The organism is Hymenobacter sp. PAMC 26628 (assembly GCF_001562275.1).
GTDB lineage: Bacteria > Bacteroidota > Bacteroidia > Cytophagales > Hymenobacteraceae > Hymenobacter.
Map to the genome: position 1 here is coordinate 2408022 of NZ_CP014304.1, position 25240 is coordinate 2433261.

The 25240-nt window shown below is 65.1% G+C and carries 23 protein-coding genes and 1 pseudogene; 10 read left to right on the top strand and 14 right to left on the bottom strand.

The window, feature by feature from the left end; translation table 11 throughout:
- The first annotated feature begins 33 nt into the window (after positions 1-33).
- Together AXW84_RS10525 and AXW84_RS23230 are read left to right on the top strand one after the other, a co-directional pair.
- Positions 34-1239: a lactonase family protein gene (locus tag AXW84_RS10525; protein ID WP_068232473.1), complete on the top strand. Its 1206-nt coding sequence runs from the start codon at positions 34-36 to the stop codon at positions 1237-1239.
- A gap of 80 nt (positions 1240-1319) precedes the next feature.
- Positions 1320-2309, top strand: coding sequence for a restriction endonuclease (locus tag AXW84_RS23230; RefSeq protein WP_082773822.1), 990 nt, complete (start codon positions 1320-1322; stop codon positions 2307-2309).
- 87 nt (positions 2310-2396) lie between these two features.
- Here AXW84_RS23230 and ligA read toward each other — a convergent pair whose 3' ends face one another.
- The 5 genes from ligA to AXW84_RS10550 all read right to left on the bottom strand — a co-directional run bounded on the left by ligA (position 2397) and on the right by AXW84_RS10550 (position 8114).
- The gene (ligA, locus tag AXW84_RS10530) at positions 2397-4478 is read right to left on the bottom strand and encodes an NAD-dependent DNA ligase LigA (protein ID WP_068232475.1); all 2082 of its coding nucleotides are present in this window, start codon (positions 4476-4478) and stop codon (positions 2397-2399) included.
- 149 nt (positions 4479-4627) lie between these two features.
- Entirely contained in the window at positions 4628-4828 is a 201-nt protein-coding gene (locus tag AXW84_RS10535; protein ID WP_068232478.1) for a hypothetical protein, read from the bottom strand.
- A 48-nt stretch (positions 4829-4876) separates the two neighbouring features.
- On the bottom strand, positions 4877-5476 hold the full coding sequence (locus tag AXW84_RS10540) for a hypothetical protein (protein WP_068232481.1): 600 nt from the start codon (positions 5474-5476) through the stop codon (positions 4877-4879).
- A gap of 125 nt (positions 5477-5601) precedes the next feature.
- Positions 5602-6369 carry a hypothetical protein gene (locus AXW84_RS10545; protein ID WP_162268258.1) on the bottom strand — a complete coding sequence of 256 codons (768 nt, stop codon included), beginning with the start codon at positions 6367-6369 and terminating at the stop codon, positions 5602-5604.
- On the bottom strand, positions 6366-8114 hold the full coding sequence (locus AXW84_RS10550) for a S8 family serine peptidase (RefSeq protein ID WP_068232486.1): 1749 nt from the start codon (positions 8112-8114) through the stop codon (positions 6366-6368). Before AXW84_RS10550 ends, AXW84_RS10545 begins: the two co-directional genes overlap by 4 nt.
- Before the next feature lie 113 nt (positions 8115-8227).
- On the opposite strand from AXW84_RS10550, the gene AXW84_RS10555 reads away from it, so the two are divergent.
- Positions 8228-9022, top strand: coding sequence for an OmpA family protein (locus AXW84_RS10555; protein ID WP_071891194.1), 795 nt, complete (start codon positions 8228-8230; stop codon positions 9020-9022).
- Between the two features lie 70 nt (positions 9023-9092).
- Here the strand turns inward: AXW84_RS10555 and AXW84_RS10560 are convergent, their stop codons facing one another.
- On the bottom strand, positions 9093-9896 hold the full coding sequence (locus tag AXW84_RS10560; RefSeq protein WP_068232488.1) for a 4Fe-4S dicluster-binding protein: 804 nt from the start codon (positions 9894-9896) through the stop codon (positions 9093-9095).
- A 73-nt stretch (positions 9897-9969) separates the two neighbouring features.
- On the opposite strand from AXW84_RS10560, the pseudogene AXW84_RS25515 reads away from it, so the two are divergent.
- A pseudogene (locus AXW84_RS25515) lies at positions 9970-10158 on the top strand (IS982 family transposase); the annotation flags it as partial.
- A 150-nt stretch (positions 10159-10308) separates the two neighbouring features.
- Here the strand turns inward: AXW84_RS25515 and AXW84_RS24815 are convergent.
- The 3 genes from AXW84_RS24815 to AXW84_RS10575 form a co-directional block, all read right to left on the bottom strand.
- Positions 10309-10770 carry a hypothetical protein gene (locus AXW84_RS24815; protein ID WP_157886942.1) on the bottom strand — a complete coding sequence of 154 codons (462 nt, stop codon included), beginning with the start codon at positions 10768-10770 and terminating at the stop codon, positions 10309-10311.
- 38 nt (positions 10771-10808) lie between these two features.
- Positions 10809-12206: a M20/M25/M40 family metallo-hydrolase gene (locus AXW84_RS10570; RefSeq protein WP_068232494.1), complete on the bottom strand. Its 1398-nt coding sequence runs from the start codon at positions 12204-12206 to the stop codon at positions 10809-10811.
- Positions 12207-12268: 62 nt separating this feature from the next.
- The gene (locus tag AXW84_RS10575; protein WP_071892655.1) at positions 12269-12802 is read right to left on the bottom strand and encodes a histidine phosphatase family protein; all 534 of its coding nucleotides are present in this window, start codon (positions 12800-12802) and stop codon (positions 12269-12271) included.
- A gap of 176 nt (positions 12803-12978) precedes the next feature.
- On the opposite strand from AXW84_RS10575, the gene AXW84_RS10580 reads away from it, so the two are divergent.
- The 3 genes from AXW84_RS10580 (at position 12979) to AXW84_RS10590 (ending at position 15430) form a co-directional block, all read left to right on the top strand.
- Positions 12979-13665: a response regulator transcription factor gene (locus AXW84_RS10580; protein ID WP_068232500.1), complete on the top strand. Its 687-nt coding sequence runs from the start codon at positions 12979-12981 to the stop codon at positions 13663-13665.
- Positions 13666-13812: 147 nt separating this feature from the next.
- On the top strand, positions 13813-15165 hold the full coding sequence (locus AXW84_RS10585; protein WP_068232503.1) for a sensor histidine kinase: 1353 nt from the start codon (positions 13813-13815) through the stop codon (positions 15163-15165).
- A gap of 82 nt (positions 15166-15247) precedes the next feature.
- Positions 15248-15430, top strand: a complete 183-nt coding sequence (locus tag AXW84_RS10590; RefSeq protein WP_068232506.1) for a hypothetical protein — start codon at positions 15248-15250, stop codon at positions 15428-15430.
- Here the strand turns inward: AXW84_RS10590 and surE are convergent.
- Positions 15427-16329 (bottom strand): 5'/3'-nucleotidase SurE, encoded by a 903-nt coding sequence (surE, locus tag AXW84_RS10595; RefSeq protein WP_082773825.1) that lies wholly within the window; start codon positions 16327-16329, stop codon positions 15427-15429. The genes AXW84_RS10590 and surE overlap by 4 nt on opposite strands.
- 76 nt (positions 16330-16405) lie before the next feature.
- Between surE and AXW84_RS10600 the strand changes: the two genes are divergently transcribed.
- The 3 genes from AXW84_RS10600 to AXW84_RS10610 all read left to right on the top strand — a co-directional run bounded on the left by AXW84_RS10600 (position 16406) and on the right by AXW84_RS10610 (position 19986).
- A complete protein-coding gene (locus tag AXW84_RS10600; RefSeq protein ID WP_082773826.1) occupies positions 16406-18181 on the top strand; it encodes a M14 family metallopeptidase in 1776 nt (591 codons plus the stop codon).
- Positions 18182-18466: 285 nt separating this feature from the next.
- The gene (locus AXW84_RS10605; protein ID WP_068232509.1) at positions 18467-18955 is read left to right on the top strand and encodes a hypothetical protein; all 489 of its coding nucleotides are present in this window, start codon (positions 18467-18469) and stop codon (positions 18953-18955) included.
- A 341-nt stretch (positions 18956-19296) separates the two neighbouring features.
- Positions 19297-19986, top strand: a complete 690-nt coding sequence (locus tag AXW84_RS10610; protein WP_068232512.1) for a 2'-5' RNA ligase family protein — start codon at positions 19297-19299, stop codon at positions 19984-19986.
- A gap of 38 nt (positions 19987-20024) precedes the next feature.
- On the opposite strand, the gene AXW84_RS10615 is transcribed toward AXW84_RS10610, so the two are convergent.
- From AXW84_RS10615 to AXW84_RS10630, 4 genes are all read right to left on the bottom strand, one after another.
- Positions 20025-21269, bottom strand: a complete 1245-nt coding sequence (locus tag AXW84_RS10615; RefSeq protein ID WP_068232515.1) for a bifunctional 3,4-dihydroxy-2-butanone-4-phosphate synthase/GTP cyclohydrolase II — start codon at positions 21267-21269, stop codon at positions 20025-20027.
- Between the two features lie 111 nt (positions 21270-21380).
- A complete protein-coding gene (locus AXW84_RS10620; RefSeq protein WP_068232518.1) occupies positions 21381-22568 on the bottom strand; it encodes a glycosyltransferase in 1188 nt (395 codons plus the stop codon).
- Positions 22569-22572: 4 nt separating this feature from the next.
- The gene (locus tag AXW84_RS10625; protein WP_068232522.1) at positions 22573-23880 is read right to left on the bottom strand and encodes a glycosyltransferase family 4 protein; all 1308 of its coding nucleotides are present in this window, start codon (positions 23878-23880) and stop codon (positions 22573-22575) included.
- Between the two features lie 28 nt (positions 23881-23908).
- On the bottom strand, positions 23909-25084 hold the full coding sequence (locus AXW84_RS10630) for a glycosyltransferase family 4 protein (RefSeq protein WP_068232526.1): 1176 nt from the start codon (positions 25082-25084) through the stop codon (positions 23909-23911).
- Positions 25085-25240: the final 156 nt, after the last annotated feature.

Genomic DNA, 25240 nt, shown 5'->3' on the forward strand with positions numbered 1-25240 from the left:
TTACACCTTTACCGTTCTTCATTCCACTCGCTCATGGCTCCTGCTTTCGCTTCGCACCACCGCTTTTTCCTTGCCATCATCTCGTTAGCCGCCGGCCCCGGCTTGCTGGGCTGCGCCCGCACGGCCCCCGCCAGCAGCGGCGCCGACGAGCTGGTGTACATCGGCACCAACGTGGCCTCGGAGCAGGAGAACACCATTTACCTCTACCGCCTCAACCCCACCACGGGGGCCCTGGCGCCGGTGAGCGCCTACAAAGGCGGCGCCCAGCCCACGTACCTTACCATGGACGCCGGCCACCGCCACCTCTACGCGGTGAGCGAAACGGGCAGCTTCAAGGGCCAGGACCACAGCGGTGGGGTAAGTACGCTGGCCATCGACGGGCGCACGGGGGCCCTCACGCTGCTCGGCCAGCAGCCCTCCACGGGGGCGTCGCCGTGCTACATCAGCCTCGACCACACCGGCAAAAACGCTTTGGTGGCCAACTACATGGGCAGCGCTACGGGCGGCAACGTGGCCATGCTACCGGTACAACCCGATGGCCAACTAGCCGCCGCCACCGCCACCGACCAGCACCAGCCGCCCGTGGGGCCCCACGCCAACCAGACCACGCCCCACGCCCACTCGCTGCTGCCCGACCCGGCCAACCGCTTCGCCTTTTCGGCCGACCTGGGCACCGATAAGGTGTACGGCTACCGCCTCGACGCGGCACAGCACACCTGGCAGGCCATGCCGACTCCGGCCTTCGCGGCGAAGCCCGGCGCGGGGCCCCGCCACCTCACCTTCCACCCCAACGGCCGCTACGCCTACCTGGCCAACGAGCTGAACTCGACGGTGACGGCCCTGGCCTACGACGCGGCCGCTGGCACTTTTCGCGAACTGCAAACGCTGACCACGTTACCCACCGGCTTCACCGAGAACAATTCCGTGGCCGACGTGCACGTGGGGCCCAACGGTAAGTTCTTGTACACCTCCAACCGGGGCCGCAACAGCATCGCCGTGTTCGCCATTGCCGCCGATGGGCAGCTCGCGCCGATACAAGACGTGGACACACAGGGCAAAACACCCCGCAACTTCGCCCTCGACGCCAGTGGCCGCGTGCTGCTCGTGGCCAACCAGAATTCCAACAACGTATTTACCTACCAAGTTGATAAACAGACCGGTAAGCTCACGCCCACCGGCCAGCACGTGGACGTGCCTTCCCCCATGTTTGTGGAAGTCGTGCCTGATTTCACTAAGTAGCAGCTGGACGCTATGGCCCAAAAAGTAAAGCCGCTATTTGCGTTCAGATTATTATACAAATAATAACCAACTCTGAATTCATGAATAAAGCACAATCACAGAAAACGGGAAAGCCTTATGAAGAACTTATATATAAAATATATAAAGAATTAGAACCTTATGCTGAAACCCGATTAAATGATAAAATTATGGGTGTTGAGAGCGGTATAGAAAGAGAAATTGATATTTCAATAAAGTATAAAGTTGCTGTTACTCATGAGGTATTAATTATCATCCAAGCGAAAGATCATTTAAAAAAAGCCGATATAAAAATAATTGGCGAATTCAATTCTGTTATAAAAGATGTAAGGGCATCAAAGGGCATCCTAATTTGTAGCTCTGGATTCACTAAAACCGCTAAAAATTATGCCAAAAATCATAAGATAGAATTATGCTCAGCACATGATGCTTCTAAAATGAATTGGAAGGCAGAAATTGAAATTCCAGTAATTAAAAGAAAAATTACTGTCAATTCGAGTTTAACTGGAGAATTTTTAGCAATAGAAGGTATGGCTGGTAATGATATGATTATACCATTTCAAGTTAAAGGAGATGATGGAAAAGATGTAGATGTTCATGAGCTTTTAGCGAGAAAAATTCTTAATGGTGACCTCACAATAGCTAGAGGCTCACATAGCTACGCTATCCAACAGCAAATTAGTGCAACAACCTATTTATATGGTAAGATACCCACTGAAATACCTTTCAATAACCCAACTATTAATTATACTAGTGATGATAGATGTTATTTTAAATATTTTAAACCAGAAGAATATAGAGGCCTTAAAAATTATATCACCGATGAGTTTACGTTATCTTACATAGGTGTTAACAAAGGAGACCCCATCCTCTCTATTGTTGATAATGAATCGTGGGCTTACGTCGGCGAACCAAACACACTAGCAATAACAAATAATTGTGTATTTATACAACATCTATTTTTGATAAATACTATTGGAAATTACGGATACAATGGGTTCAAGGTGTACTGGATTCGTGATGGTCAGTTATTTGATATATTAAATAAGTAATAGGGGTACAGAATCGCCCTATTACGAAACAAATTGCAGACCATACCAATAGATAGCGGCGGCATAACAGCCATTGATGGGAACGCCCTACCCAAAAAGCTCGCCCGGAGCCCCGTCGGCTGGCACTTCCGGGGCCTCTGCGGCTTCGCCGGCGGCGGGCAGCAGGGCCATTAGGTCGGCTTCGGAGATGATGGGCACTTTGAAGCCCGTGGCTTTTTCGCGCTTAGCAGGGCCCATGTTTTCACCGGCCACCAAGTAGCTGAGCTTCTTGGAGATGGAGCCAGTGATTTTGCCGCCGTTCGAAACGATAATGTGTTGCAGCTCGTCGCGGCTGTGTTCGGCAAACACGCCCGAGAGCACGAACGTGAGGCCCACCAGGCGGGCGGATGCCGGCACGGGGGCCTCGCCGGTAAGGGCTAGCTGCACGCCGGCTTGGCGCAGGCGCTCCAGCAATTCGCGGTTTTGGGGCTCTTGCAGCCAAGCGGCGGCGGCCACGGCAATCACGCCGCCCACTTCGGGCACGGCGGCCATTTCTTCGGCCGTGGCGGCGGTTAGGGCGTCGATGTCGCGGTAGTGCTGGGCCAGTTTCTGGGCCACGGTTTCGCCCACGTAGCGGATGCCCAGGCCGAACAATACCCGCGGAAATGGCACTTGCTTGCTGGCCTCGATGCCGGCGATGAGGTTGTCGATGGACTTCTCGCCCAGCCGCTCCAGCGTCACCAGCTCGGCGCGGCGCGCGGGCAGGTCGTAGATGTCGGCGGGCGTGTTCACTAATCCCAAATCGAAGAGGCGGCACACCGTTTCGGCGCCCAACCCGTCGATGTTCAGCGCCTTGCGGCTCACGTAGTGCTCCAGCCGGGCCTTGAGCTGGGGCGGGCAGCCGCGCTCGTTGGGGCAGCGGAAGTGGGCCTCGCCCTCGGGCCGCACCAGCGGCGTGCCGCAGGCCGGGCACGCGGTGGGGTACACGATGGGCAGGGCCCCAGCGGGCCGGGCGTCGAGCACCACGCCGGTGATTTTGGGGATGATTTCGCCGCCCTTCTCCACCAGCACCGTGTCGCCGAGGCGCAGGTCGAGGGCGGCTATCTGGTTGGCGTTGTGCAGCGTGGCGCGCTTGACGACGGTGCCGGCCAGGGGTACGGGGGCCAGCAGGGCCACGGGCGTCACGGCGCCGGTGCGGCCCACGTTGTACTGCACCTCGCGCAACTGGGTGCGGGCCGCTTCGGCCGGGTACTTGTAGGCAATGGCCCAGCGCGGGCTCTTGGCCGTGAGGCCCAGCTGGTCCTGCTGGCGCAGGTCGTCGACCTTAATCACGATACCGTCCGTGGCCACCGGTAGGGTAAAGCGCTGCTTCTCCCACTGGTGGATAAAATTCAGTACCTCATTTAATGACGCACACACCCGCCACGTGTCCGATACCGGCAGGCCGTAGGCAGCCAGGGCCCCCAGCGCCTCGCTGTGCGAGGCGAAGTGGCGGCCCGGCGTGAGCAGCGAGTAGGCAAAAAACCGCAGCTTGCGGGCCGCTACTTGGGCCGAATCTTGCAGCTTGAGGGTGCCGCTGGCGGCGTTGCGGGGGTTGGCCAGCAGGGCCTCGCCGTTCTGCTCGCGCTCGGCGTTCAGCTCGGCAAACACGGACAGGGGCATGAATATTTCGCCGCGCACCTCAAAGTCGGTGGGCTGGCCGGGGGCCGGGCGCAGGTGCAGCGGCAGCGTGCGAATGGTGCGCACGTTGGCCGTCACCACGTCGCCGCGGGTGCCGTCGCCGCGCGTCACGCCCTGGTGCAGCTCGCCGTTTTGGTAGGCCAGGCTCATGGCCACGCCGTCAAATTTCAGCTCGCACACGTAGCGGTACGGGGCCCCTTCCAGGCCCTTCTGCACCCGCTCGTCGAACTCGCGCAGGTCGTCTTCCGAATACGTGTTGCCCAGGCTGAGCATAGGGAAGCGGTGTGTGGACGTGGCAAACTGCTTCGTGACGGTGCCGCCCACGCGCTGGGTCGGCGAGTTGGGTAGGGCCAGCGCGGGGTACGCGACTTCCAGCGCCTGCAATTCGGCCAGCAGCTGATCAAACTCCTGGTCCGACACTTCGGACGTATCGCGCTGGTAGTATTGGTAGTTGAGGTGGTGGAGCCGCTCGGTGAGGGCCTGCATCTGGATCTGAATGGCGTCGGACATACGGGTAAAATAAGCTGCGGCGCGGGCCACGGCAACAACGGGGCGTTGGGGCCCCGCGGGGCCCTCGGCCCGGCAAAGTAACGCACCCCCGTCCGGCCAACGCACAAAAAAGGCCGCCCAAGGGCGGCCTTTTTAACAACAATACTGTGCTACTGAGGTGGTGCTACCGGCGCGGCCGGGCCCGGGCCCACAGGGGCGCTGGGGCCCGTCGGAACGTCGGCGCCGTGGCCGCTTACTTCCACCTGCGGGCCTATGGGCAACACGGGATTGATGGGGGCTGCCGAGGGAAAGAACCGCTCAAACAGCAGGATGGCCACCAGAACGGCCACAAACGACAGGAAGAATTTCATCGGGCAAAAAAGCAGGTAAACGTATTAAAACCGGAACAAATAGGGCCTTTACTGGCTCAACACCACAGCTTTGCGCATTTTGCGCACGTAGGCCAGGCGGCGTTCCGAGCCGTCGGGGCCCGGGAAATCGAAGGCCACGGCGGTAGGGTCGGCGCGCAAGGCCTGCCACACGGCCGCGTCCACTTCGGCGGGCTGGGGCTCTTGGGTAGGCACGGCGGGCTGCGAGAAGTGGCTGGCGGAAAAGAAGGTATTCATGCCACGCAGAATGGCAATTTCCTGGTCGCGGGTGGTGGTGGGGCGAGCATCGGCCTGGCCGTCGAGCAGGGCGCGGGCGGGCATCACCTCGTGGCGCAGGGTATCACCGGCGGAGCTGGTTACGATGAGGTGCACCTGGCCGGTGAGGATGCGCGCGCCGCGCAGTTGCAGCGTGAAGTTGTCGCGGGTTTTGGGGTTGGAAAACGCGTGGGTGGCGCGCACCGTGTTCAGCACGGTTTGGCTGTTGAGGCGGTTGCGGGCCCCGGGGGCCGGCGGCATATAAGTGGTGCGGGGGTCCTTGTTGGTGTTAGCGGCTTCGCGCTCGGTAGTGGCACATGAAAAAGCGGCGGGCAGCAAAGCCGCCGTTACGAAGTAGCGGAGAATTGATTTCATATAAAATAATGATACTTGGAAAGTAACTCAAAAGTAATGCCGGATCGGCGGGGCCGCCCCATAATGGTTTCTGAATATACGAAAAAACCCCCATAAAAGATGCCGCTAACCGCCACCGTAGCGCCTCAAAACAACCCAATCTCGAACCCCAGCACCCAGGCCGGCAGGTCGGGGCCTTCGCCAGGGGCGCTGCCGGGGCCGCGCGCGGCGCTGAAGCGGCGGCGGGCCACCAGGGCATAGCGGTCGAAGCCCAGGCGGGCCCCTGCTCCGCCAGTCCAGCGGCGCAGGTAAGGCAGGCCGGTGTCGGTGGTAGTGGTGCTGGTGGGGCCCCCGGGGGCGGGGTCGTCGGCGGCCGTACGGGAGGTGCCGGCCACCCAGCCCCCCCAGGCCAGCAGGTCGAGGTACGAGCCCACGGTGTTGCCCCGGCGACCGGCGTTGAGGCGCAGCCCGCCCTCGGCCTGGAGTTGGTGCAGGCCCAGGAATTCGGACCGGTGCAGGCCGGCGCTGGGGAAGGTTTTGGCGGCCGTTTGGTCGAAGCCGTAGCGCAGGTAGGCGTAGCGCAGGTCGGCCACCACGGCCACGTTTTGGGTGAAGCGCCGCTTGAGCCGCCCCCCCAGCTGGAGCTCGGCCGACGCCAGCCCGTGGCGCAGCGGCGCATCGGGGGCCCCGGCGCCCGCCACCAGCCCCGCCCCCGCGTAGAGGTGGCCGAAGTAGCGGCGGTTGGGGCCCGTGCGGTTCAGCAGGGTGTCGTCGGCCACGTTGGCGCGCAGCAGCACTTGCTGGGCACGGGCCACGCCCGGCAGCAGCAGGGCTCCCGCCGCCAGGGCGCGGGCGGCGGGCCCCGGGTTCGTCCAAAATTCGCGGAAGCGCCGTTCCATAAGTAGTAGGCTCATTCCGAGTACGTGGCCGTGTAGCCTTTGAATTCTACCCGTAGCGCGTCGCCGCCGCGTAGCAGCCGGCGCGGCACTTGCAGCACCAGGCGCTGCGTCACCGCGCGCACTTCGTAGCGGCGCAGCACGCCGCGGCGGTCAGCCAGGTGCCAGTAGAGGTAAGGTGGAAACTCGGCCGCCGGGCCAGGGCTTGGCGCTGGGCCACCGGGTAGCGGGGGCCCCGGCGCGTCGGGCAGCTCGGCCACCAGGGGCAGCTCCTGGGCCGGGCGCGTGGCCGCCGCGGGCCGCAGCACCACGGCCACCAGCGAGTCGTTAGGCATAAAATCGAAGGTGGGCCCCACGGGGCGCGCGGGGCCTTTTTCCAGGAAAGAAGCCGCCCGGGGCAGGCCGTAGCCGTTGGCGTAGTCAAAGTACGGGTAGAGGTCGCCCGCCGCCCGCAGCCGTCCGTAGAGCTGGGCCGCCGTGAGGCCGCGCTGCTGCTGCCAGGCGCAGGCCGCAAAACCCGCCACCAGCGGCGACGCGAACGAGGTGCCTTCCAGCCGCTCGTAGTTGCCGCCGGGCGTGGTGCTCAGCACAATGCCGAAGGCCGACACGTCGGGCTTCACCCGGCGGTCGGCGCTGGGGCCCACCGAGCTGAAGGCCAGGTGCAGGCCCGTATCGGGGTCGAGCCCGCCCACGGCCAGCACCGAGTCAGCGTCGGCCGGCGTGCCGATGCGCACCCAGTCGGTGTCGCCGTCGTTGCCGGCGGCGCACACCACCAGCATGCCCTTGTGGGCGGCCAGGGCGGCGGCGCGCCCCACCAGGCTGCGGCGGCCGTTCATTTCCTCGGGGAAGTAGCGCTGCTCGGTGTAGGCCAGCGAAGAGTTGATGATGTCAGCACCCGCGCGGTCGGCCCACTCGGCAGCGGCCAGCCAGGCTTCTTCCTCGCTCAGGGTTTCGCGCAGCGCCCGCTCAGTGCGGGCCAGCAGGTAGTCGGCGGCGGGGGCCAGGCCCAGGGCGGGCCCGGCGGCCAGGGCCGCGCTGGGGCCCCCAGGCAGGCGGCCGGCCAGGCAGCCCAGCACCTCGGTGCCGTGGCTGCCGCCGCGGTACACGTCGGGGCGGTTGGCCAGGAAATCGTGGGTGGCCACAATGCCGTGGCGCGCCCGCAGCGCCGCAAACGCCGGGTGCTCGTCCACCCCCCGGAACCCTACGTCGAACAGCGCAATGCGCAGCCCGCGGCCGTCGAGGCCGGCGCGCTGCCAGGCGGGGGCCCCCAGCACGGCGGTTTGGCGACGGGCCAACAGGTAGTCTTCGGGCGAAACGTAGGGCGGCTCGTCGTCGGATTTTGGAGGCGCTGGGGCCCTAAAAATCCGACGACGAGCCGCCGCGGGCTGGGCCGATTGCTGCGGCCACACGGCCACGGCGCGTACGCCCGGCAGGGCCCCCAGCGCGGCGGCCTGGGCCGGGGTGGCGCGCACGGCCACGGCGTTGAACCAGCGGCTGACGAGCGTCACGGTGTCCACGGCGACGCGGATGCAGGCCACGTAATCGGCGCGCACAGGCCGGTCCGACTCCTCGAACGCAGGTAAGTGCTGGCGGGCGCGGCGGGCCCGGGCCGGGGCCGAGAAGTAGGCCCGGGGATCGAAGGCCACTCCGTTTTTATCGGCCAAGGTTACCCAGTAGCGGGCCGCGGGCGCGGCCGATTGGGCCTGGGCGGCGGGGGCCCCGGCCAGGGCCCCCAGGCAAGCAACGAAAAGGAAACGGCGCACGGCAACAGCGGAAAGGCCAAAGGTAACCCTGGCCGGCCGTGCCCGTTTCAAGCCCAACGCTACGCCGGCCCGCCGGGCCCCGTTTTTTCTTCACCCTTCCCGCTCCACACCCCATGATGCGTTCCTTCGCCCCCGCCCTGCTCGTGGTTGCCGCACTGGCCTTGCCCGGCTGCAACCAGAAAGAAATTGCGGCTTTGCAACAGCAGAACAGCGACCTGACCAAATCGCGCGACCAGTTACAGCTCGAAAAAACGGCCCTCGCCTCCGAGAAAAATCGCAGCGAGGAAAGCTTGCGCGGCACCCTGCTCAATAAAAACAACCAGGTGAACCAGCTCAATTCGGCCCTCGGTACCACCGAGCAGGACCTGGCCGGCAAAAATGCCCGCATCGCCGAGTTGCAGCGCGTACTCGACGAGAAGGACGCCGCCACCAAGGCCCTGCGCCAGCGCGTGAGCGACGCCCTGCTCGGCTTCAACGCCCAGGACCTGCAAGTGAATGTGAAAAATGGCAAAGTGTACGTGTCACTTTCCGAGCAATTGCTCTTTAAATCGGGCTCGACGAAAGTAGACCCCAAGGGCCAGGACGCGCTAATTAAGCTCGCCAACGCCCTGAGAGACAACAAGGACGTGAACGTGCTCGTGGAAGGCCACACCGACAACGTGCCCATCAAAGGCGTGGTGAACGGCGCCAAGGACAACTGGGACCTAAGCGTGCTGCGCGCCACCGAAATCACGCGCTTGCTCACCTCCGCCGGCATGGACCCTGCCCAAGTGACACCGTCCGGCCGCGGCCAAAACCTGCCCGTAGCGGCCAACGACACGCCCGCCAACAAGGCCCTCAACCGCCGCACCGACATCATCCTCACGCCGAAGCTCGACGAGCTGTTCTCGATTTTGAACCCCAACTAACACCGTTTGGGCAAATGCCAAAAGGGGCCCCGCTGCTAGCAGCGGGGCCCCTTTTTTTTAGCGGAAAGCACTACAGGGGCCCCAGGGCCCACGCGGTGCCGGGCAGCGTTTTGTGGCGCTCCTTGCCCAGGGCGGCGGGCGCGGGCACCCAGTGGTGGCGGCCGCCGGCGCGTTCGTCGTTGAACTCGGTGGGGATGGTGCCCGCGGCGGTGCGCTCCTTCCAGGTCTGGTGCTGGGTGCCGTCGTCGCGGCGGTCCACCGTGATGCAGTTTTCCACCGGGCACACCAGCGAGCAAATGTTGCACCCCACGCAGTTGTCCTCGATGATGGCCGGCACGCGACTACCGGGTTGCAGCCGGATGGCCTGGTGGGCCCCGTCCTCGCAGGCCGTGTAGCAGAGCTGGCAGCCAATGTACTTTCCCTCGTGGATGTGGGCCTTCACCTGGTACTTCATGTTCAGGTCTTCCCAGTGGCGCACGTTGGGCAGGGCCTTGCCCACAGAGTCATAAATGGTGTGGAAATTTTTCTCCACCATGTACTCTTCCAGCCCGCTCAGCAGCTCGCGGATAATGCCGAAGCCGAACTGCATAGCCGCCGTGCAAATCTGCACCGAACTGGCCCCCAACAAGATGTGTTCCACGGCGTCGCGCCAGTTCTCGATGCCGCCGATGCCCGATATGGGCAGGCGCACGCCTGGGTGCTGGGCGCAGTTCTTGAGCATGTTCGGGGCAATGGGCTTCACGGCCAGGCCGCAGTAGCCGCCGTTGGTGCCCTGGCCGTCCACCACCGGGTACGAGGCGAAGCAGTCGATGTCCACGCCCACGATGCTCTGAATGGTATTAATTAACCCAAGTTGCGGAGTAGCGGGGGGCATAAAAAAAGTCTGTTCGGCAGGAACTGGAACAGGCTAGGTTTGAAGTATTCGCCCCCTTCAAGTCCTGCCATCCATGCGCGAACAGACCGTTGCCATGTACAGCTTTCTCGATGATTTGCTCACGCTGACCCGCCCCAGTTGGGCGCGCCGGGCCGACCCGCGTCGCCGCCTGAACAACGCCCAGGTGCTGACCACGGCGCTGGTCGCCGCACGCTTCTTCGGCGGCAACCTCGTGCTGGGCCAGCGCTACATGGAGCAGCACTAGGGGCAAAATAAACTGGACAAGAGCGGTTCTAGCCAGCAATTGCACGCCTCAAAACAAGGCCCTCAATTGCCGCAACGACATCATTTTTTATACCGAAGCTCGACAAAATATTTTCTATTCTAATTCCAAATTAATTGATGTGATTTACTAAAATCTATTGTAATTAATTATTTTCTTCATTTCTTGAGCATTATAAAAATACATTCCTTTCCTGCAAATAATTGTATCAGTAGAAGAAATAAGCTTCATGACAAGCATGTTTCTAATAGTATCATCTATAAATTTAATATGATATTTCTTATCAAAAAATTTATTTTTGGAGTTTATAACTAAAATCATATGCGCCTCGTCAAAGTTCCAATCACCATACTTAGCAAAAGCTTCTAAAGAGGAGCAATACGTTGGCAAAGTTGACGGTACCAAACAAGTATTATCAGGTTTGAACTCTAATATATTTAAAGTGAAGCAAGGAATTATGTTCCTTTTATCGAATATTACTTTATCAACACTCCACCATCCCGTTATCAGTTTTTTCGGAACAGATTCGCACCCTTCCAGTATGAACGAAGTGGCAGTAATTAATGGGACCAATAAAATGTTTTTTCTCATGATTAAACCCGTTAATTGATAGTATTTCCTACGCATTACTACAACGAATATTTCGCCAGCAAATAAATAAGGGCGGCCATGCTGCCGGCGCCCAGCTCCAGCTCCCGCTTGTTCACCTTGTCGAACGTGTCGGCGGAGGTGTGGTGCAGATCAAAGTAGCGCTGCGAGTCGCAATCGTAGCCGATGAGGGCCTTGGGGTGCACGGCGGCCTCGAGGGGCTCGATGTCGGTGCCCGAGTGGCCGGGCACGATGTCGGCGGCGTGGTAGGGGCGCAGCAAGGGCCCCCAGGCGGCGATTTTGCGCTGCGCCTCGGGGTTGCCTTGCACGGCAAAGCCGCGGGGCGTGAAGCCGCCGCCGTCGCTTTCGATGGCCGCCAGGTGCGTTTCCCTGTTCACCTGGGCCAGGCGGGCGTACTCGTTGCCGCCGCGGGTGCCGTTCTCCTCGTTCATGAAGAGCACGGCGCGCACGGTGCGCTCGGGCTTGAGGCCGGCAGCGCGCAGCAGGCGCAGGGCCTCCATGCTCTGCGTCACGCCGGTGCCGTCGTCGTGGGCCCCCTGGGCGAGGTCCCACGAGTCGAGGTGGCCGCCGACGGTGATGATTTCCTGCGGGAATTTCGAGCCCCGGATTTCGCCCACCACGTTGTAGCTTTTCTCGTCGGGCAGCATCAGGCAGCCCATTTCCAGTTCAAATTTCAGGCTCGGGTCGGCCTTTAGCAGCAGGCTGAGGCGGTCGGCGGCCAGGGTGCTGAGGGCCGCGCCAGGCACCTGCGCCACCCCGGTTTCGTAGCGGGTGGTGCCGGTGTGGGGGTTGTCGTCGCGGGCGCTGGTGAGGGAGCGCACCAGGGCCCCCACGGCCCCGCGGCGGCCGGCCTCGGCGGGGCCGCTGCGGCGCTGGTCGCCGGCGGCGCCGTAGGCCTGGCCAGGCTCGATGAGGGCGTCGTCGAAGGGCCGGTTGAAGAACACGAACTTGCCTTTTACAGCGGCATCGGGCAGCTTTTTCAGCTCGTCGAGGCTGTGCACCTCCACTACACCGGCGCGCAGTTTGCCGCTGGTGCCCACTGAGTTGCCCAGGGCGCACACGGCCACGGGCACGCTCTTGCCTTTGTTGCCAATGATTTCGCCGCGCTCCTTGGGGCCCCGCACCCAGTGCGGCACCATCACTTCCTGCAAGTACACCTTGTCGAAGCCCGCTTTTTCCATCGTGCGCTGGCCCCACTCCACGGCCAACTGGGCCTGGGGCGAGCCCGAGAGCCGCCCGCCGATGGTGCCGGTGAGGTAGCGCAGGTTTTCGTAGCACTGCCCGCGCAGCAGGGCCTCGTCGAAAATGCGGCGGATGTTGAGCGAGTCGGTTGTGGGCCCCGCGGGCGCGGTTTGGGCGCGGGCGGTGGGGCCGCCGGCCAGCAGGCCGGCCAGGAACAAAGCAGAGAAGTAGCGCATCGATCTAAACAGTAAAAAGCCAGTCAATCGGCCAAAAGTATGGCCCAACGTCGTTTTCGCAATCAGCGGGCGCCGTAGTGCCGCACGCGCACCGTAGCGGGGCCCTGGGCCGGCACGCGCACCTCAAACAGGTAGCTGTACTCGTCGTCACTGATTTCGGCTACCGGCGCGGGGGCCCCCAGCGCGGCCAGCAGCGGCAGCAGCGTGTTGGAATGGCCCACCACCACCACGGCCCGGCCAGCATAGGCGCGGCGCAGCGTATCGGCTAGGGCCCCCGGCTGCTTGGCGTCGTAGAGGCGCGGGGCCAGGCCGGTGGCGGCAGCTAGCGGGGCCAAAGTGGCGCGGGTGCGCCGGGTGTTGGTGGTGAACAGGGCCGCCGGGTGCGCCCGGCGCAGGGCCCCCGCCAGGGCCTGGGCACGGGCTTGGCCGGCGGCCGTCAGGGGCGGGTCGGGCAGGCCAGGGGTGAGGTCTTTTTCGGCGTGGCGCACCACGTACACGGTGAGGGCGGGCGGCGCGGCGGGCACGGCGGCCACGCCCAGCCCCGCAACCAACAGCACCAATAGCGCCCACACGGCGCGCAACGTCCAAGGCTTCATGGCAAACAAGAGAGATTAATAATAGGGCCCCAAAGAAAGGGACACCGGAGCCCCGCTGCACACATTAAAAAATTTCTTCATCAAATCGACAGCAAATCTTCATCTTTATCTAACCATTACGTACCGAATGTTGTGTCGCCATTGCGGCTCTCCTTCCACTCCCCTTCCCCCCAGCCATGCACGTTCTGCTTGTCGAAGACGAAAAAAGCCTCCACCAGGAAATGCGGCAGTTCCTGCGGCAGGCCCAGTACCTCGTCGATTCGGCGTTTACCTACTCCGAAGCGTCGGAAAAGCTGTTCGTCAACAGCTACGATTTCGTGCTGCTCGACCTGGGCTTGCCCGATGGCGACGGCCTCGACTTGCTGCGCGAGGCCCGCCCCCGCGAGGGCCAGGAGGCGTCGTTCATCGTGCTCACCGCCCGCGGGGCCCTCGACGACCGCATCCGCGGCCTCGACCTCGGGGCCGACGATTACCTACCTAAGCCCTTTTCCCTCTTGGAGTTGACTAGCCGGATGCAGGCCATCACGCGCCGCAAGTTTGGGCTGAAGCGCTCGGAAATCACCTTCGGCGACGGCTTCAGCCTCGACTCCACGGCGCGCATTGTGCGCCAGGGCGGCCAGGAGGTGCCCCTCACCAAAAAAGAGTTCGACCTGCTGCACTACTTGCTGCTGCACCGCGGCCGGGTGCTCACGCGCTTGCAGCTTGGCGAGCACCTGTGGGGCAACGTGTTGGAAGACGATTCCGACTCGAACTACATCGACGTGCACATCAAAAACGTGCGCAAAAAGCTGGCCCAGTTCGCCCCCGCCGACTTCCTCGAAACCGTGCGCGGCATCGGCTACCGGGCCTCGGAAGGGAATTAAAAATGATGAATTAAAAATTAAAAATGCGCGGCTATCCTTTCCTGCGGGGTAACCTTCCGGTCAGGGTCGGCTTATTAGGCAAGCGTTTTTCACTGCTCCGCAACATCTAATTTTTAATTTTTAATTCGTCATTTTTAATTGAAGCGAATGCGCTTAGAAACCAAGCTGGCCCTGTTCAATGCGCTGTCGAAGCTGCTACTGGTGCTGCTGGGGGTGCTGCTCATCACGCCCATTGTGCAGCGGGTGGCGGTGGCCCACACCGACCAGCGCCTGCACGAAAAGAAGCTGGAAGTGTTGGCCCTTGTGCAGCGCGACGGTCTGGCCGCCTTTGTGCGCGCCGAGCGCAGCGAAACCTACGCCGACTACAACCTGCTCAAGCAGGAATACATCAGCATCACGCCGCTGCGGCGGGGCCCCGGGGCCCCCACCGAGCGCGTGTTTGAGGAGCGGCGGCAGGTGGACAACGAGGTGGAGGACTTCCGCATCCTGAGCTGCGTCGTGCCGGCGAGTGGGCCGGGCGGGCGGGCGTTTCGGCTCGAAATTGGCTCGTCGCTGGGCACGTTGGAACTGCTTACCCAAACGCTGCGGCAGCTCGCGCTGTGGGTGCTGGTGGCCGTGGCGCTGCTCACGGTGCTCTCCGACGTGGCCTTTGCCCACTACCTGCTGGGGCCCCTGCGCGAGCTGACGGTGCGCAAGCTGCGCGGCATCCGGCAGCCGTCGGAGTTTTCGTTTGCGCCCATCGCCACCGGCACCACCGATTTCCGGCGCCTCGACGACGGCCTGAACGCGCTGATGCGCCAGATTCAGTCGGCCTTCGAGAAGGAGCGCGAGTTCATGAGCAACGTAAGCCACGAGCTGCTCACGCCGGTGAGCATTTTGCAGTCGCGCTTCGAAAACATGCTGCAAGACCACACCCTGCCCGAGCAGCACGCCCGCCAGGTAGTGGAGTCGCAGCGCACGCTTTACCGCCTGCGCAACACGGTGCGCACGCTGCTGCTCATCGCCAACATCGAGAACGAGCAGTACCTGCGCGACGAAGTAGTGAGCCTGAGCCAAACCGCGCGCGACGTGGCCGAGGAGCTCGACGACCGCCGCCAGCAGCGCGACCTCTCGCTGACCGTTGACCTCCAGCCCGACCACGTGCTGCCCCGCGCCAACGCCACGCTGCTGCACACGCTGCTGCGCAACCTGCTGGCCAACGCCATCAAGTACAACCACGCGGGCGGCGTCATCCGCATTGTGGGGCGGCCCACGCCGGCCGGTGGCTACGCCCTGCGGGTGGAGGACAAGGGCCCCGGCATTGCCGCCGAGCACCTGCCCCACTTATTCGACCGGTTCCGGCGGTTTTCCGCGCCTGGCCCGGGGGCCCCGGAGGGCTACGGCCTGGGCCTGCCCATTGCCCAAACCATTGCCGCTTTCCACGGGGCGACGCTGCGGGCCGAGTCGGTGCTGGGCCAGGGCACAGCCTTCGTGTTGGGGTTTGGGCCGGCGGCGGACTAGGTTGCGGGCGCGGCAGTTCACGGCGGCTTCACCCACTGGGTGCTAGCTTACTACTGTGGTTGCTGCCCTTGCCCTCCGGGTTATGAAATACGTGCTTTTTTTGGCGCTGGCGCTGGTGCTCGGCGTGGTGGCGTCGGGCCGGCACTGGGCCCGCGTGCACCGCGCGGCCCGGGCCGCGCCGGTGGTGGTGCGCAAGTCGGCCTGGGCCACCGGCCGCCCCAAAACCGTGCGGGCGGTGCCGCCGGGGCCCCGGCCGCAGCTTTAGTCCGCCGCCCAGGCACCCGGCTCGTCCGCGGCAATGCCGTAGTCTTCGGCCGGGATGGGCTGCGGCGGCGCAACGGCGGCGCCGACGGCGGGCAGCGGCAGCTGCCACTGCTGGCTGAGGAATTCCAGGCCGCGGTAAGCCGTTAAATCAAACTGGCAGGGCACAATGGACACGTACTGGTGGGCCAGGGCCCACTCGTCGGTGTCGGTGCCGGGGTCGAGGTTCACGAACGAGCCGATGAGCCAGAAATACGGGCGCTGGTAGGGGTCGTGGCGCTCGTCGAACTCTTCCTGCCACTTGGCGCGGGCCTGGCGGCTCAGGCGCAGGCCGGCCACGGGCCCGGCTGACTTCTTGGGAATGTTCACGTTCAGGGCCGTGCCGGGGGGCACGCCGTGGGCCAGGGCGTGCTGGCAAATCTGGGTTACCCAGGGCCCCACGTGCGAGAAGTCGGCGTCGTCGCCGTATTCGCACAGCGAAAAGCCGATGGCCGGCAGCCCCTCGATGGCCGCCTCGATGGCCGCCGACATGGTGCCCGAGTACAGCACGTTCACCGAGGCGTTGGAGCCGTGGTTGATGCCCGACACCACGAGGTCGGGCGTGCGGTCCTTCAGCACGTGGTGCTTGGCAATTTTTACGCAGTCGGCCGGCGTGCCCGAGCACTGGTAGGCGGCCACGTCGGGCCCAAATACGCGGTTTTCCGTCAGGCGCAGCGGCTGGCCGATGGTGATGGCGTGGCCCATGCCCGACTGCGGCGAGTCGGGCGCCACCACCACCACTTCGGCCCCCAGGGCCTGCACGATGCGCACCAAGTGCCCGATGCCGGGGGCGGTGATGCCGTCGTCGTTGGACACGAGGACGAGCGGACGAGGGGCGGCGGAAGCGAGGGGCGAGTCGGACATGGGGAAAGCAACGGTACTGGGCACAGGTACGCGGGGGCCCCGGGCGCGGTTCGGCTTTTTGGTGGAATTTGCAGCCATGTTCGCTTTCCTCTTCGCCGCGCTGATGACCGCCACTCCTTCCGCTTCAGCCCCCGCGCCCGCCCCCGCCTGGCGCACCCCCTTTGAGAACGACCCGGCCCACAACACCACCGCCACCCACGCCGAGTGCGTGGCCTACTACCAAAAGCTGGCCGCCGCTTACCCGGGCCACATCAGCCTGCGCGAGGCGGGGCCCACCGACTGCGGCCTGCCGCTGCACGAAGTCGTGCTGTCGGCCGACGGCGACACCGACCCCGTGCACCTGCGGGCCCTGCACCGGCCGGTGCTGTTCATCCAGAACGGCATTCACCCGGGCGAGCCCGAGGGCATCGACGCGAGCATGATGCTGGCGCGCGACCTGGTGCAGCAGCCCCGGCTGGGCAAGCTGCTGGCGGGCGTCACGGTCGTCATCGTGCCCATCTACAACGTGGGCGGGGCCCTGAACCGCAACAGTACCACCCGCGCCAACCAGAACGGCCCGGCCAGCTACGGCTTCCGCGGCAACGCCCGCAATTTCGACCTGAACCGCGACTACGTGAAGCAGGACTCGCGCAATGCCCGCTCGTTTGCGGCGCTGTTTCAGAAGTGGCAGCCCGAGGTATTTGTGGAAACGCACACCTCCAACGGCGCCGACTACCAGTACACGATGACGCTCATCCCGACCCAGCACAGCAAGCTGGCGCCAGCCCTGGGGGCCTACTTGCAAAAGGAAATGCTGCCCGCGCTGTACCACGGCATGGACCAGAAAAAGTGGCCCATGACGCCGTACGTGGACTTTAACGGCGAAACGCCGGAGAGCGGGATGCAGGCGTTTTTGGAGAGCCCGCGCTACTCCACCGGCTACGCGGCCCTGTTCCACACCATCGGCTTCATGCCCGAAACCCACATGCTGAAGGCCTTCGGGCCCCGCGTGCAGGCCACCTACGACCTGCTGCTGACGATGCTCGAAACCGTGCAGCGCCAGGCCCCTGCCCTGCTGGCCGCCCGCGCCGGGGCCCTGGCCGCGCAGGCCACCCAAACCACCTTCCCCCTGGCCTGGGCCCTGGACGACAAGCCGAGCGAAACCGTGCAGTTCCGCGGCTACGAGGCCGGCCACCGGCCCAGCGAAGTCAGCGGCCAGCCGCGCCTGTACTACGACCGCGCCCGGCCCTACACCCGGCCCGTGCCCTACACCAACACGGCCCATGCCACGGCCACCGCGGGGGCCCCCACGGCCTACCTCATCCCGCAGGCCTGGGGCGAGGTGGTGGACAACCTGCGCCGCAACGGCGTGCGGCTGGAGCGCCTGGCACAGGACGTGACCGTGCCCGCCGAGACGTACTACGTGGAGGATTTCCAGACCGTGCCCCGCGCCTACGAGGGCCACTACCTGCACAGCCAGGTGCGGCTGCGCCCCGTGCAGGGCCCCGTGGCCTGCCGCGCCGGCGACTACGTGGCCCGCGTGGCCCAGCCCGCCGCCCGCTACCTGGTGGAAACCCTGGAGCCCCGGGCCACCGACTCGTTCTTCGCCTGGGGCTTCTTCGACAGCATTTTGCAGCAGAAAGAGCACTACTCCGACTACGTGTTCGAGGACCTCGCCGCCGACCTGCTGCGCCGCGACCCGGCCCTGCGCCAGCAGCTCGAAGCCGCCCGCCAGGCCGACGCCCAGCTGGCCGCCAGCGGCCCCGCCCAGCTCGAATGGGTGTACCAGCACTCGGCCTACTACGAGCCCACCCACAACCGCTACCCCGTGGCGCGGTGGCTGGGGCAGGGCTCTTTGCCGACCAAGGAGTAGCCTGCCCTGGCGCGGGGCTCGGCCCCGTGCCGCGGTGCCGCGGGCCTCTGGCCCGCAACCGTTAAACGGTGGGCGTTAGCGAACGGCGGGCGCTGGCATCGTTCCGGGAAGCGGGCCGGAGGCCCGCAGCACCGCGGCACGGGGCCAAGCCCCGCGCCATTTGCGCCCCGGGCCGTTTCCCTTGCTGGCTGAGAAGTTGAGAAAAGCCCGGCCGGGCCGCTATCTTGCCGGGCCGGTACGCCCGCCGCGGCCGGTTCTATTCTTTTCCATTTTTTATTATTTTGCATGATACCCGTTCCCGGTCCGATTGACCCCAAAGTAAAAGCCGACGTGGCCCAGCACCTGCTGGCGGCCCTGGCGCTGTTGCAGCCCTACCAGCCCGACCTCACCAAGGAAGACCAGAAGAGCCTGGCCTCGAAGGGCATGGGGCGCGACAGCATTCCTTTCGCCCAGCAGGCCGGCCAGGTGCTGACCGGCTTCACGCAGGTGCTCAGCCGCTCCATCACCGACGAGGTGATTGCGCAGTACCCCGCGCAGCTCGCCACCTTCGACGAGGCCAGCGAGCTGCAAACCACCGCCCAGGCCATCGCCGATTTGCTCGCCAAGCTGGGCCTGGTGGCCGGCGCGGGCGTGATGGAAGTGGCTCGCCTCGTCTACAAAAACGTGCAGGACGATAACGGCCGCACCCCCGGCCTGCGCGACCTGGAGCAGAAGATGGCCGCCCGCTACGCCACCAACGGCCCCGCCAGAATTCCCAAACCAGCCAAAGTTTAGGTTCGACCAATTGCCGCATCGATGCGGTTAAAACCCGTACCAATTCGACCAAAGCACGAATCGATTCGGCTTAAATCCGCAGCAGTTCGACTCAAACCCGCATTAATTCGTGTTTTAGTCGAATCGGTGCGACCGAAAGAGGAATTGATGCGTGATTCTACCGCTCCTAAGCAAATAATTGTCGCTTTGGGTCGGCAAAAAGTCCGCCGCTGCCGCACATTCTACGGCAGCGGCGGGCTTTTTGCCGACCGTCGCGCAAAGCACCGGCACCGGGCGCGGCAGCTCTGCGGCATTTCCAGGGCCCCGGGGGCCCCGCCTACGCACCGTTTCTGCCGCTCCTCATGAACCTCCAAGCGCACTACGACGCCATGCGCGCCGCGGCCGTTCACCAGCTGGCGCAGGGCCGGGCCGAGCTGGACCCGCTGCTTGACGCACCGGACGACGACCGCCGCGGCATCACGCTGCTGGCGCGGTTCCCGGCCCGCATCACCGCCGCCCTCGAAACAATTCTGGACGATTTCCGCCGCACCGAGCCCCGGCAGTACTACTACCCGGCCGCCGACGTGCACCTCACCGTGCTATCCATCATTTCCTGCTACCGCGGGTTTGCGCTGCCCATGGTTGACGCCGCGGCGTACCGGGCGGCCGTGCGCGAAATTGCGGGGCCCGTGCGGCCGTTCGGGGTCACGTTTTCGGGCCTCACGGCCTCGCCGGGCGGCATCATCGTGCAGGGCACTCCCCTCGGCCCCGGCCTGGCCGAACTGCGCGACCGCACCCGCGCCTATTTCCAGCACGCGGCCTTGCAGCAGTCCATCGACCAGCGCTACAGCATCCAAACGGCTCATTCCACCGTCATTCGCTTCCGAAGCAAAATACTGGACACCAAAACACTGCTGGCCAACATCGAAAAATACCAGCACCACTTCATCGGCACGTTCGAAGTGGACGAAGTAGAGCTGGTATTCAACGACTGGTACCAGCGGGCGGCAAACACCGTCTTGCTGGAGAAATATTCCCTTACCGGGGCTTAGAAGCTGTATTACCGAACACAAGCTTAGCGGTGCGGCTTTTAAGCCGCGGGGGCCCCGGCGCTGGTGGCCAGCGCCGCCTCGGCGTCGCGCAGGATGTCATGGCCCATTTTGTCGCGCTTGGTGGCCAGGTAGGTGGCGTTGTGCGGGTTGGAGGCGATTTCGATGGGCACGGTTTCCACCACTTCCAGGCCGTAGCCGGCCAGGCCGGTGCGCTTCTTGGGGTTGTTGGTGAGCAGGCGCATCTGGCGGATGCCGAGGTCGCGCAGGATGGCGGCGCCCACGCCGTAGTCGCGCTCGTCGCCCTTGAAGCCCAGGTCCTCGTTGGCCTGCACCGTGTCGCGGCCCTGCTCCTGCAGCTTGTAGGCTTTCAGCTTGTTGATGAGGCCAATGCCGCGGCCTTCCTGGTTCATGTACACCACCACGCCGCGGCCCTCGCGCTCAATTTGCTGCATGGCCTGGTGGAGCTGGGGCCCGCAGTCGCAGCGGCACGAGCCGAAAATGTCGCCCGTGATGCACGAGCTGTGCACCCGCGTCAGCATGGGCGCCGGGTCGCTGAGGTCGCCTTTGACCAGGGCCAGGTGCTGGGCCCCGTTCGAGCGCTGGGTGTAGGCGTAAAGGTCAAAATCGCCCCAGGCGGTGGGTAGTTGAACCGAAATCTCGCGGTGAATCAGGCTCTCCTGCGCCAGGCGGTACTTGATGAGGTCCTGCACCGAAATCAGCTTCAAGTCCCACTGCTTGGCCACTTTTTCGAGGTCGGGCAGGCGGGCCATCTCACCGTCTTCCTTCAAAATCTCGACCAGCACACCGGCTGGCGCGAAGCCCGCTAGGCGGGCCAGGTCCACGGCCGCCTCGGTGTGGCCGGCGCGGCGCAGCACGCCTTCGCGGCGGGCCTTGAGGGGGAAGATGTGGCCGGGCTTGCCCAGGTCTTCGGGCTTGGTGGCGGGGTCCACCAGGGCCTGGATGGTTTTGCTGCGGTCGGAGGCCGAAATGCCGGTGGTCACGCCGTTGGTCAGCAGGTCCACCGATACGGTGAAGGGCGTGGCGTGCAGGGCCGTGTTGCGGCCCACCATCAGCTCGAGGCCCAGCTCGTTGCAGCGCTCTTCGGTGAGGGGCGCGCAGACCAGGCCGCGGCCGTGGGTGGCCATGAAGTTGATAATTTCGGGCGTGGCGGCTTCGGCGGCACAAATGAAGTCGCCCTCGTTTTCGCGGTCCTCGTCGTCCACTACGACAACGACTTTGCCGGCGCGCAGGTCCTCAATGGCGGATTCAATGGTGTCTAACATGGTCAATCGGGCAGTTCGCGGGGAAGAGGCCAGGGCCCCGGGGGCGGCTGGCGGGCTAAAAAAGATACGCACAAAAAGATGGCCCGCCGGGAGCCGCCGGGCCAATGGTAGCTAACAATTCAGAAGCAATAAGTTCTCCAGGCGCGCCGTGGTGGCGGCCCAGTCGTAGTGCTGCTGCACAAAGGTGAGGCCGCGCGCGCCCAATTGGTCGGCGGCGGCGGAATCGGCCAGTAGCTGCCCCACGGCGTCGGCGAGGCCCTCGGCATCGGCCGCCACCAGCAGGTGCAGGGCGGGCGTACCGTTCAAAGCGTTGTTAGCTAATGGTGTAGTCACGCAGGGCAGGCCCATGGCCATGGCCTCCAGCAGCTTGTTTTGGAGGCCCGTGCCCACCCGCATGGGGGCCACAAACACCCGCGCCTGGGCGTAGGCACTGCGGATGTCGGGCAGCCAGCCGCTCACGGCCACGCCCGGGCGCTGGGCCAGCGCCCGCACCCGCGCGGCGGGTGTGGTGCCGGCCACCAGCAGCCGAGCGCCCGGGTGGTGGCGCTGCACCAGCGGCAAGATGTGTTCGGCCAGCCAGCAGGCGGCGTCCACGTTGGGGTGGTAGCCCATGTTGCCGCAAAACAACAGGTCGTAGGTTTTGGGGGCCCCCGGCTGGGGCCGGAACACGTCGAGGGCAATGCCGTTGGGCACGAGGTGCACCCGCGCGCGCTGCGGGTGCGCCAGCAGCTGCCGGTCCTGGTCGCTGATGACGGTGTGGTGGGCGAACCAGGCAAAGGCCTCGGTTTCGTAGGCGGCCAGGCGGCGGGCCTCCAGCGCCAGCACCGGTTGCTGCCAGGCCGGCGCGGTGGCCGCCCGCCGCGCCATGCCGGCCGAAAACACGTCCATGTAGTCCAGCGTCATGGGCCATTGGCCGGCGTAGGCCCGCAGGTACTCGGCCATGCGAATGAGCTGGCAGTAAATGTGGTCGGGCCGAAACCCGGCCACCAACGCATCGACCAGCCGCTGGGCCCCGGCGTTGTAAAAGTAGCCCACCTGCAACGGCCGGCCGCCGGTGGCCAGGGCCCCGGCCAGCCCGCGCCCGCGCGCCAGCAGCCGCAGCCGGTACACGTGCAGCCCGCCCCGGCACAGCGGGCGCACGGCGGCCAGGGCCCCGGCGCCCACGGGCTCGTCGCTCAGGGCGAGCAGGCAAATTTCGTGGCCCTGCCCGGCCAGGTAGCGCAGCTGGTAGTAGGCGCGCAGCTTGTCCCCCTTGTCGAGGGGGTGCGGAAAGCGCGAAAGCAGCACGAGCAGGCGCATGGGGCTAGGGCTGCGCGTGGGCGGGCACTGGGCGGGGCCGCAGCGCCAGCAGTTCCTCGTACAGCTCCACCAGGCGCTGCGTTACTTGGCGGGTGTCGTATTCCTGCTGGGCCGTGCGGGCCGCCGCCTGGCTAATGGCGGCCAGCGGCAGGCGGCCGTGGTAGTAGTCGCGCAGTGCTTGCAACCAAGCCGCCGCCCCGTCGCGCAGCAGAATATTTTCGCCGTCGCGGGCCGCAATGCCTTCGGCGCCGATGCTGGTGCTCAGGATGGCCTTGCCCACGGCCAGGCCTTCCACCACCTTCACCCGCATGCCACCGCCGCTCAGCAGCGGCACCAGCATCAGCTCGTACTGGGCCATGAAGGCCGTAGACGACTCCACGAAGCCGTGCACAAATACGTTGTCCTGGCCGGCGGGGCGGCTGGTGAGGGCTTCGGGCGGATGCGAACCGGCCAGGTGCAGCGCCAGCCCGGGCAGCTCGGCGTGGGCCTGGGGCCACACCTCGCGCAAAAACCAGTCGATGCCCTCCAGGTTGGGCAGCCAGTTGAGCGAGCCCAGCATAAACACCGTGCGCGGCTCCGGGGCCGTAGTGGCGGGCCGCAGGCGGCGCAGGTCGAAGCTGGCCGGCATCACGGCCACAACGGGCGCGGGGCGGGGCGCTGCGTGGGCCGCGGCCGCGCTGGCGCACATGCGCCGGAACCGCACGGCGTCTTCTTCCGTGATGGCAACGATGGCGTCGAAGTGCGGCAGCATCCAGTGCTCAAACGCCTGAAGCCGCCGCGCCAACTTGCGCAAGTACCACCTTTTCACGGGGTTGCCGGTGCGGTGGGCCAGCATCTCCCAAATGGTGTACTCTACGTTCTGCGACCGCAGCGCAAACAGCGGCAGCTGCGCCCGGGCCGGCAGCCGGCCCGCCGCAATTTCCTGGGCCACGAACACGGCCACGTACCAAGCCACGAACGTGCCCTCAACATGCACCACGTCGACGGACTGCGTAAGCAGCAGGTCTTTAAAGGTTTCGGCCAGCGGCAGGCTGATGAACCGCTCCAGGTTGTAGGGCTGCGCGCTGAACAGCAGGTTGCGCAGGGCCTTCAGCGGCGAGAGGCGCGTGTCGACGTCCACCGCCACCATGCGCACGTTGGGGCCCAGGTGCGCTAGGGCATCGGCGGGCTGGTGGTGCTTGGGGGTGTTCACGGCCAGCACCGTCACGGTGTGGCCCGCCTCGGCCAGGCCGCGCACCGTTTCGTACATGGCAATGGCCCCGCCGTCGTGCGGGGGATACGGAACGCGAAAGCAAACTTGAAGGATGTGCATGGGCGGCGAAGATAAGCCGGGGCCCTCCCTACGCCGGGCCAGTTGCCAGGGCAGCTTGCACGGCTTGCCACAGCACCTCGGCGCTGCGCGCCCACGAAAAGCGGGCGGCGTTGGCCAAGCCCGCGGCCCGCAAGCGCAGCCGTAGCGGCTCGTCGTGGCTCAGCTGGGCCAGGGCCCCGGCAATGGCCGCCGGCTGGTGCGGGTCGCAGAGCAGGGCCCCGGCGGGGCCGCCCGCCACCTCGGGCAGCGACGACAGGTTGGAGGTGATGACCGGGCAACCGCTGGCCTGAGCCTCCACCACGGGCAAGCCAAATCCCTCAAAGAAAGGCACGTACACCGTAGCCAGCGCGGCCGCGTACAGGCCCGTCAGCTCTTCCTCGCTCACACGGCCCGTGAAGCGCACGGCGCCCTGCACGGCCGGCGGCAGCTGGTGGTAAGCCTCAAAAATGGGCCCGGCCAGCCAAGCCTCGCGGCCTACCACCAGCAGCTGCACGGTGGCCGCGGGGCCCTGGGGGCCCTCCCCTGCCGCCGCCGCCTTAAATAGGCCAAACGCCCGCAGCAAATTCTCCAGGTTTTTGCGCGGCTGCAGGGCCCCCACGAACAGAAAATACGGCTGCCCCCCGCTGAACTGCGCCCGCACGGCCACTTGCTGCGCCGGCGGCTGCGGCTGGAAATGCGCGGCTGGCGCGTTGTAGGCCACCATAATGCGTTCCGCCGGCAGCCCAAACTGTTCGGCCACGTCGCGCCGGGTGGATTCCGAAACGGCTACCAGCTGCGTGGCGGCGCGGGCAAAGCGCGGCACGAAGTACGCGTAGTAGCGCTGCATGAGGCGGCCCACGTCGTGGGGGCGGTGCAGGTACGCCAGGTCGTGCAGCACCAACACGCGGGGCACGCGCGTGCCCAGCACCGTGAAGGCCTCGGGCGAGAGCAAGGCCGCTGGGCGGTGCCGCCGCAGCCACCAGGCCACCGCGCCCTCGTACCAGGCCAGCATCAGCAGGGGGTGGCGCGCCGGGGGCAGCAGCACGTGGGGCACCACGTTGGGCCCCAGTACGTAGCGCGGGTCGTAGGGCCGGTCGAAGAGGAAGTGGAACGTGCACTCCGGATGCTGGCGCACCAGGCAGCGCAGCGTTTCGAACGTGTAGCGGCCCAGGCCCTCCAGCTGGTTGCCGGGCAGCAGAAAGCGCGTGGTGACGGCGATGTGCATGAAAGAAAAACAACGAAATAAGCACCGGCGGCAACGCGCCGCGCCGCGAAGGAAGCAGATTTGGCCGCCCCGCGCGCCCCGCCCCCCGGGGCCCTGAGCAGCCCGGCTGGCTACCTTGCGGCCCCCGCCCCGCACGTGCCGGCTTCCCGCCGGCCC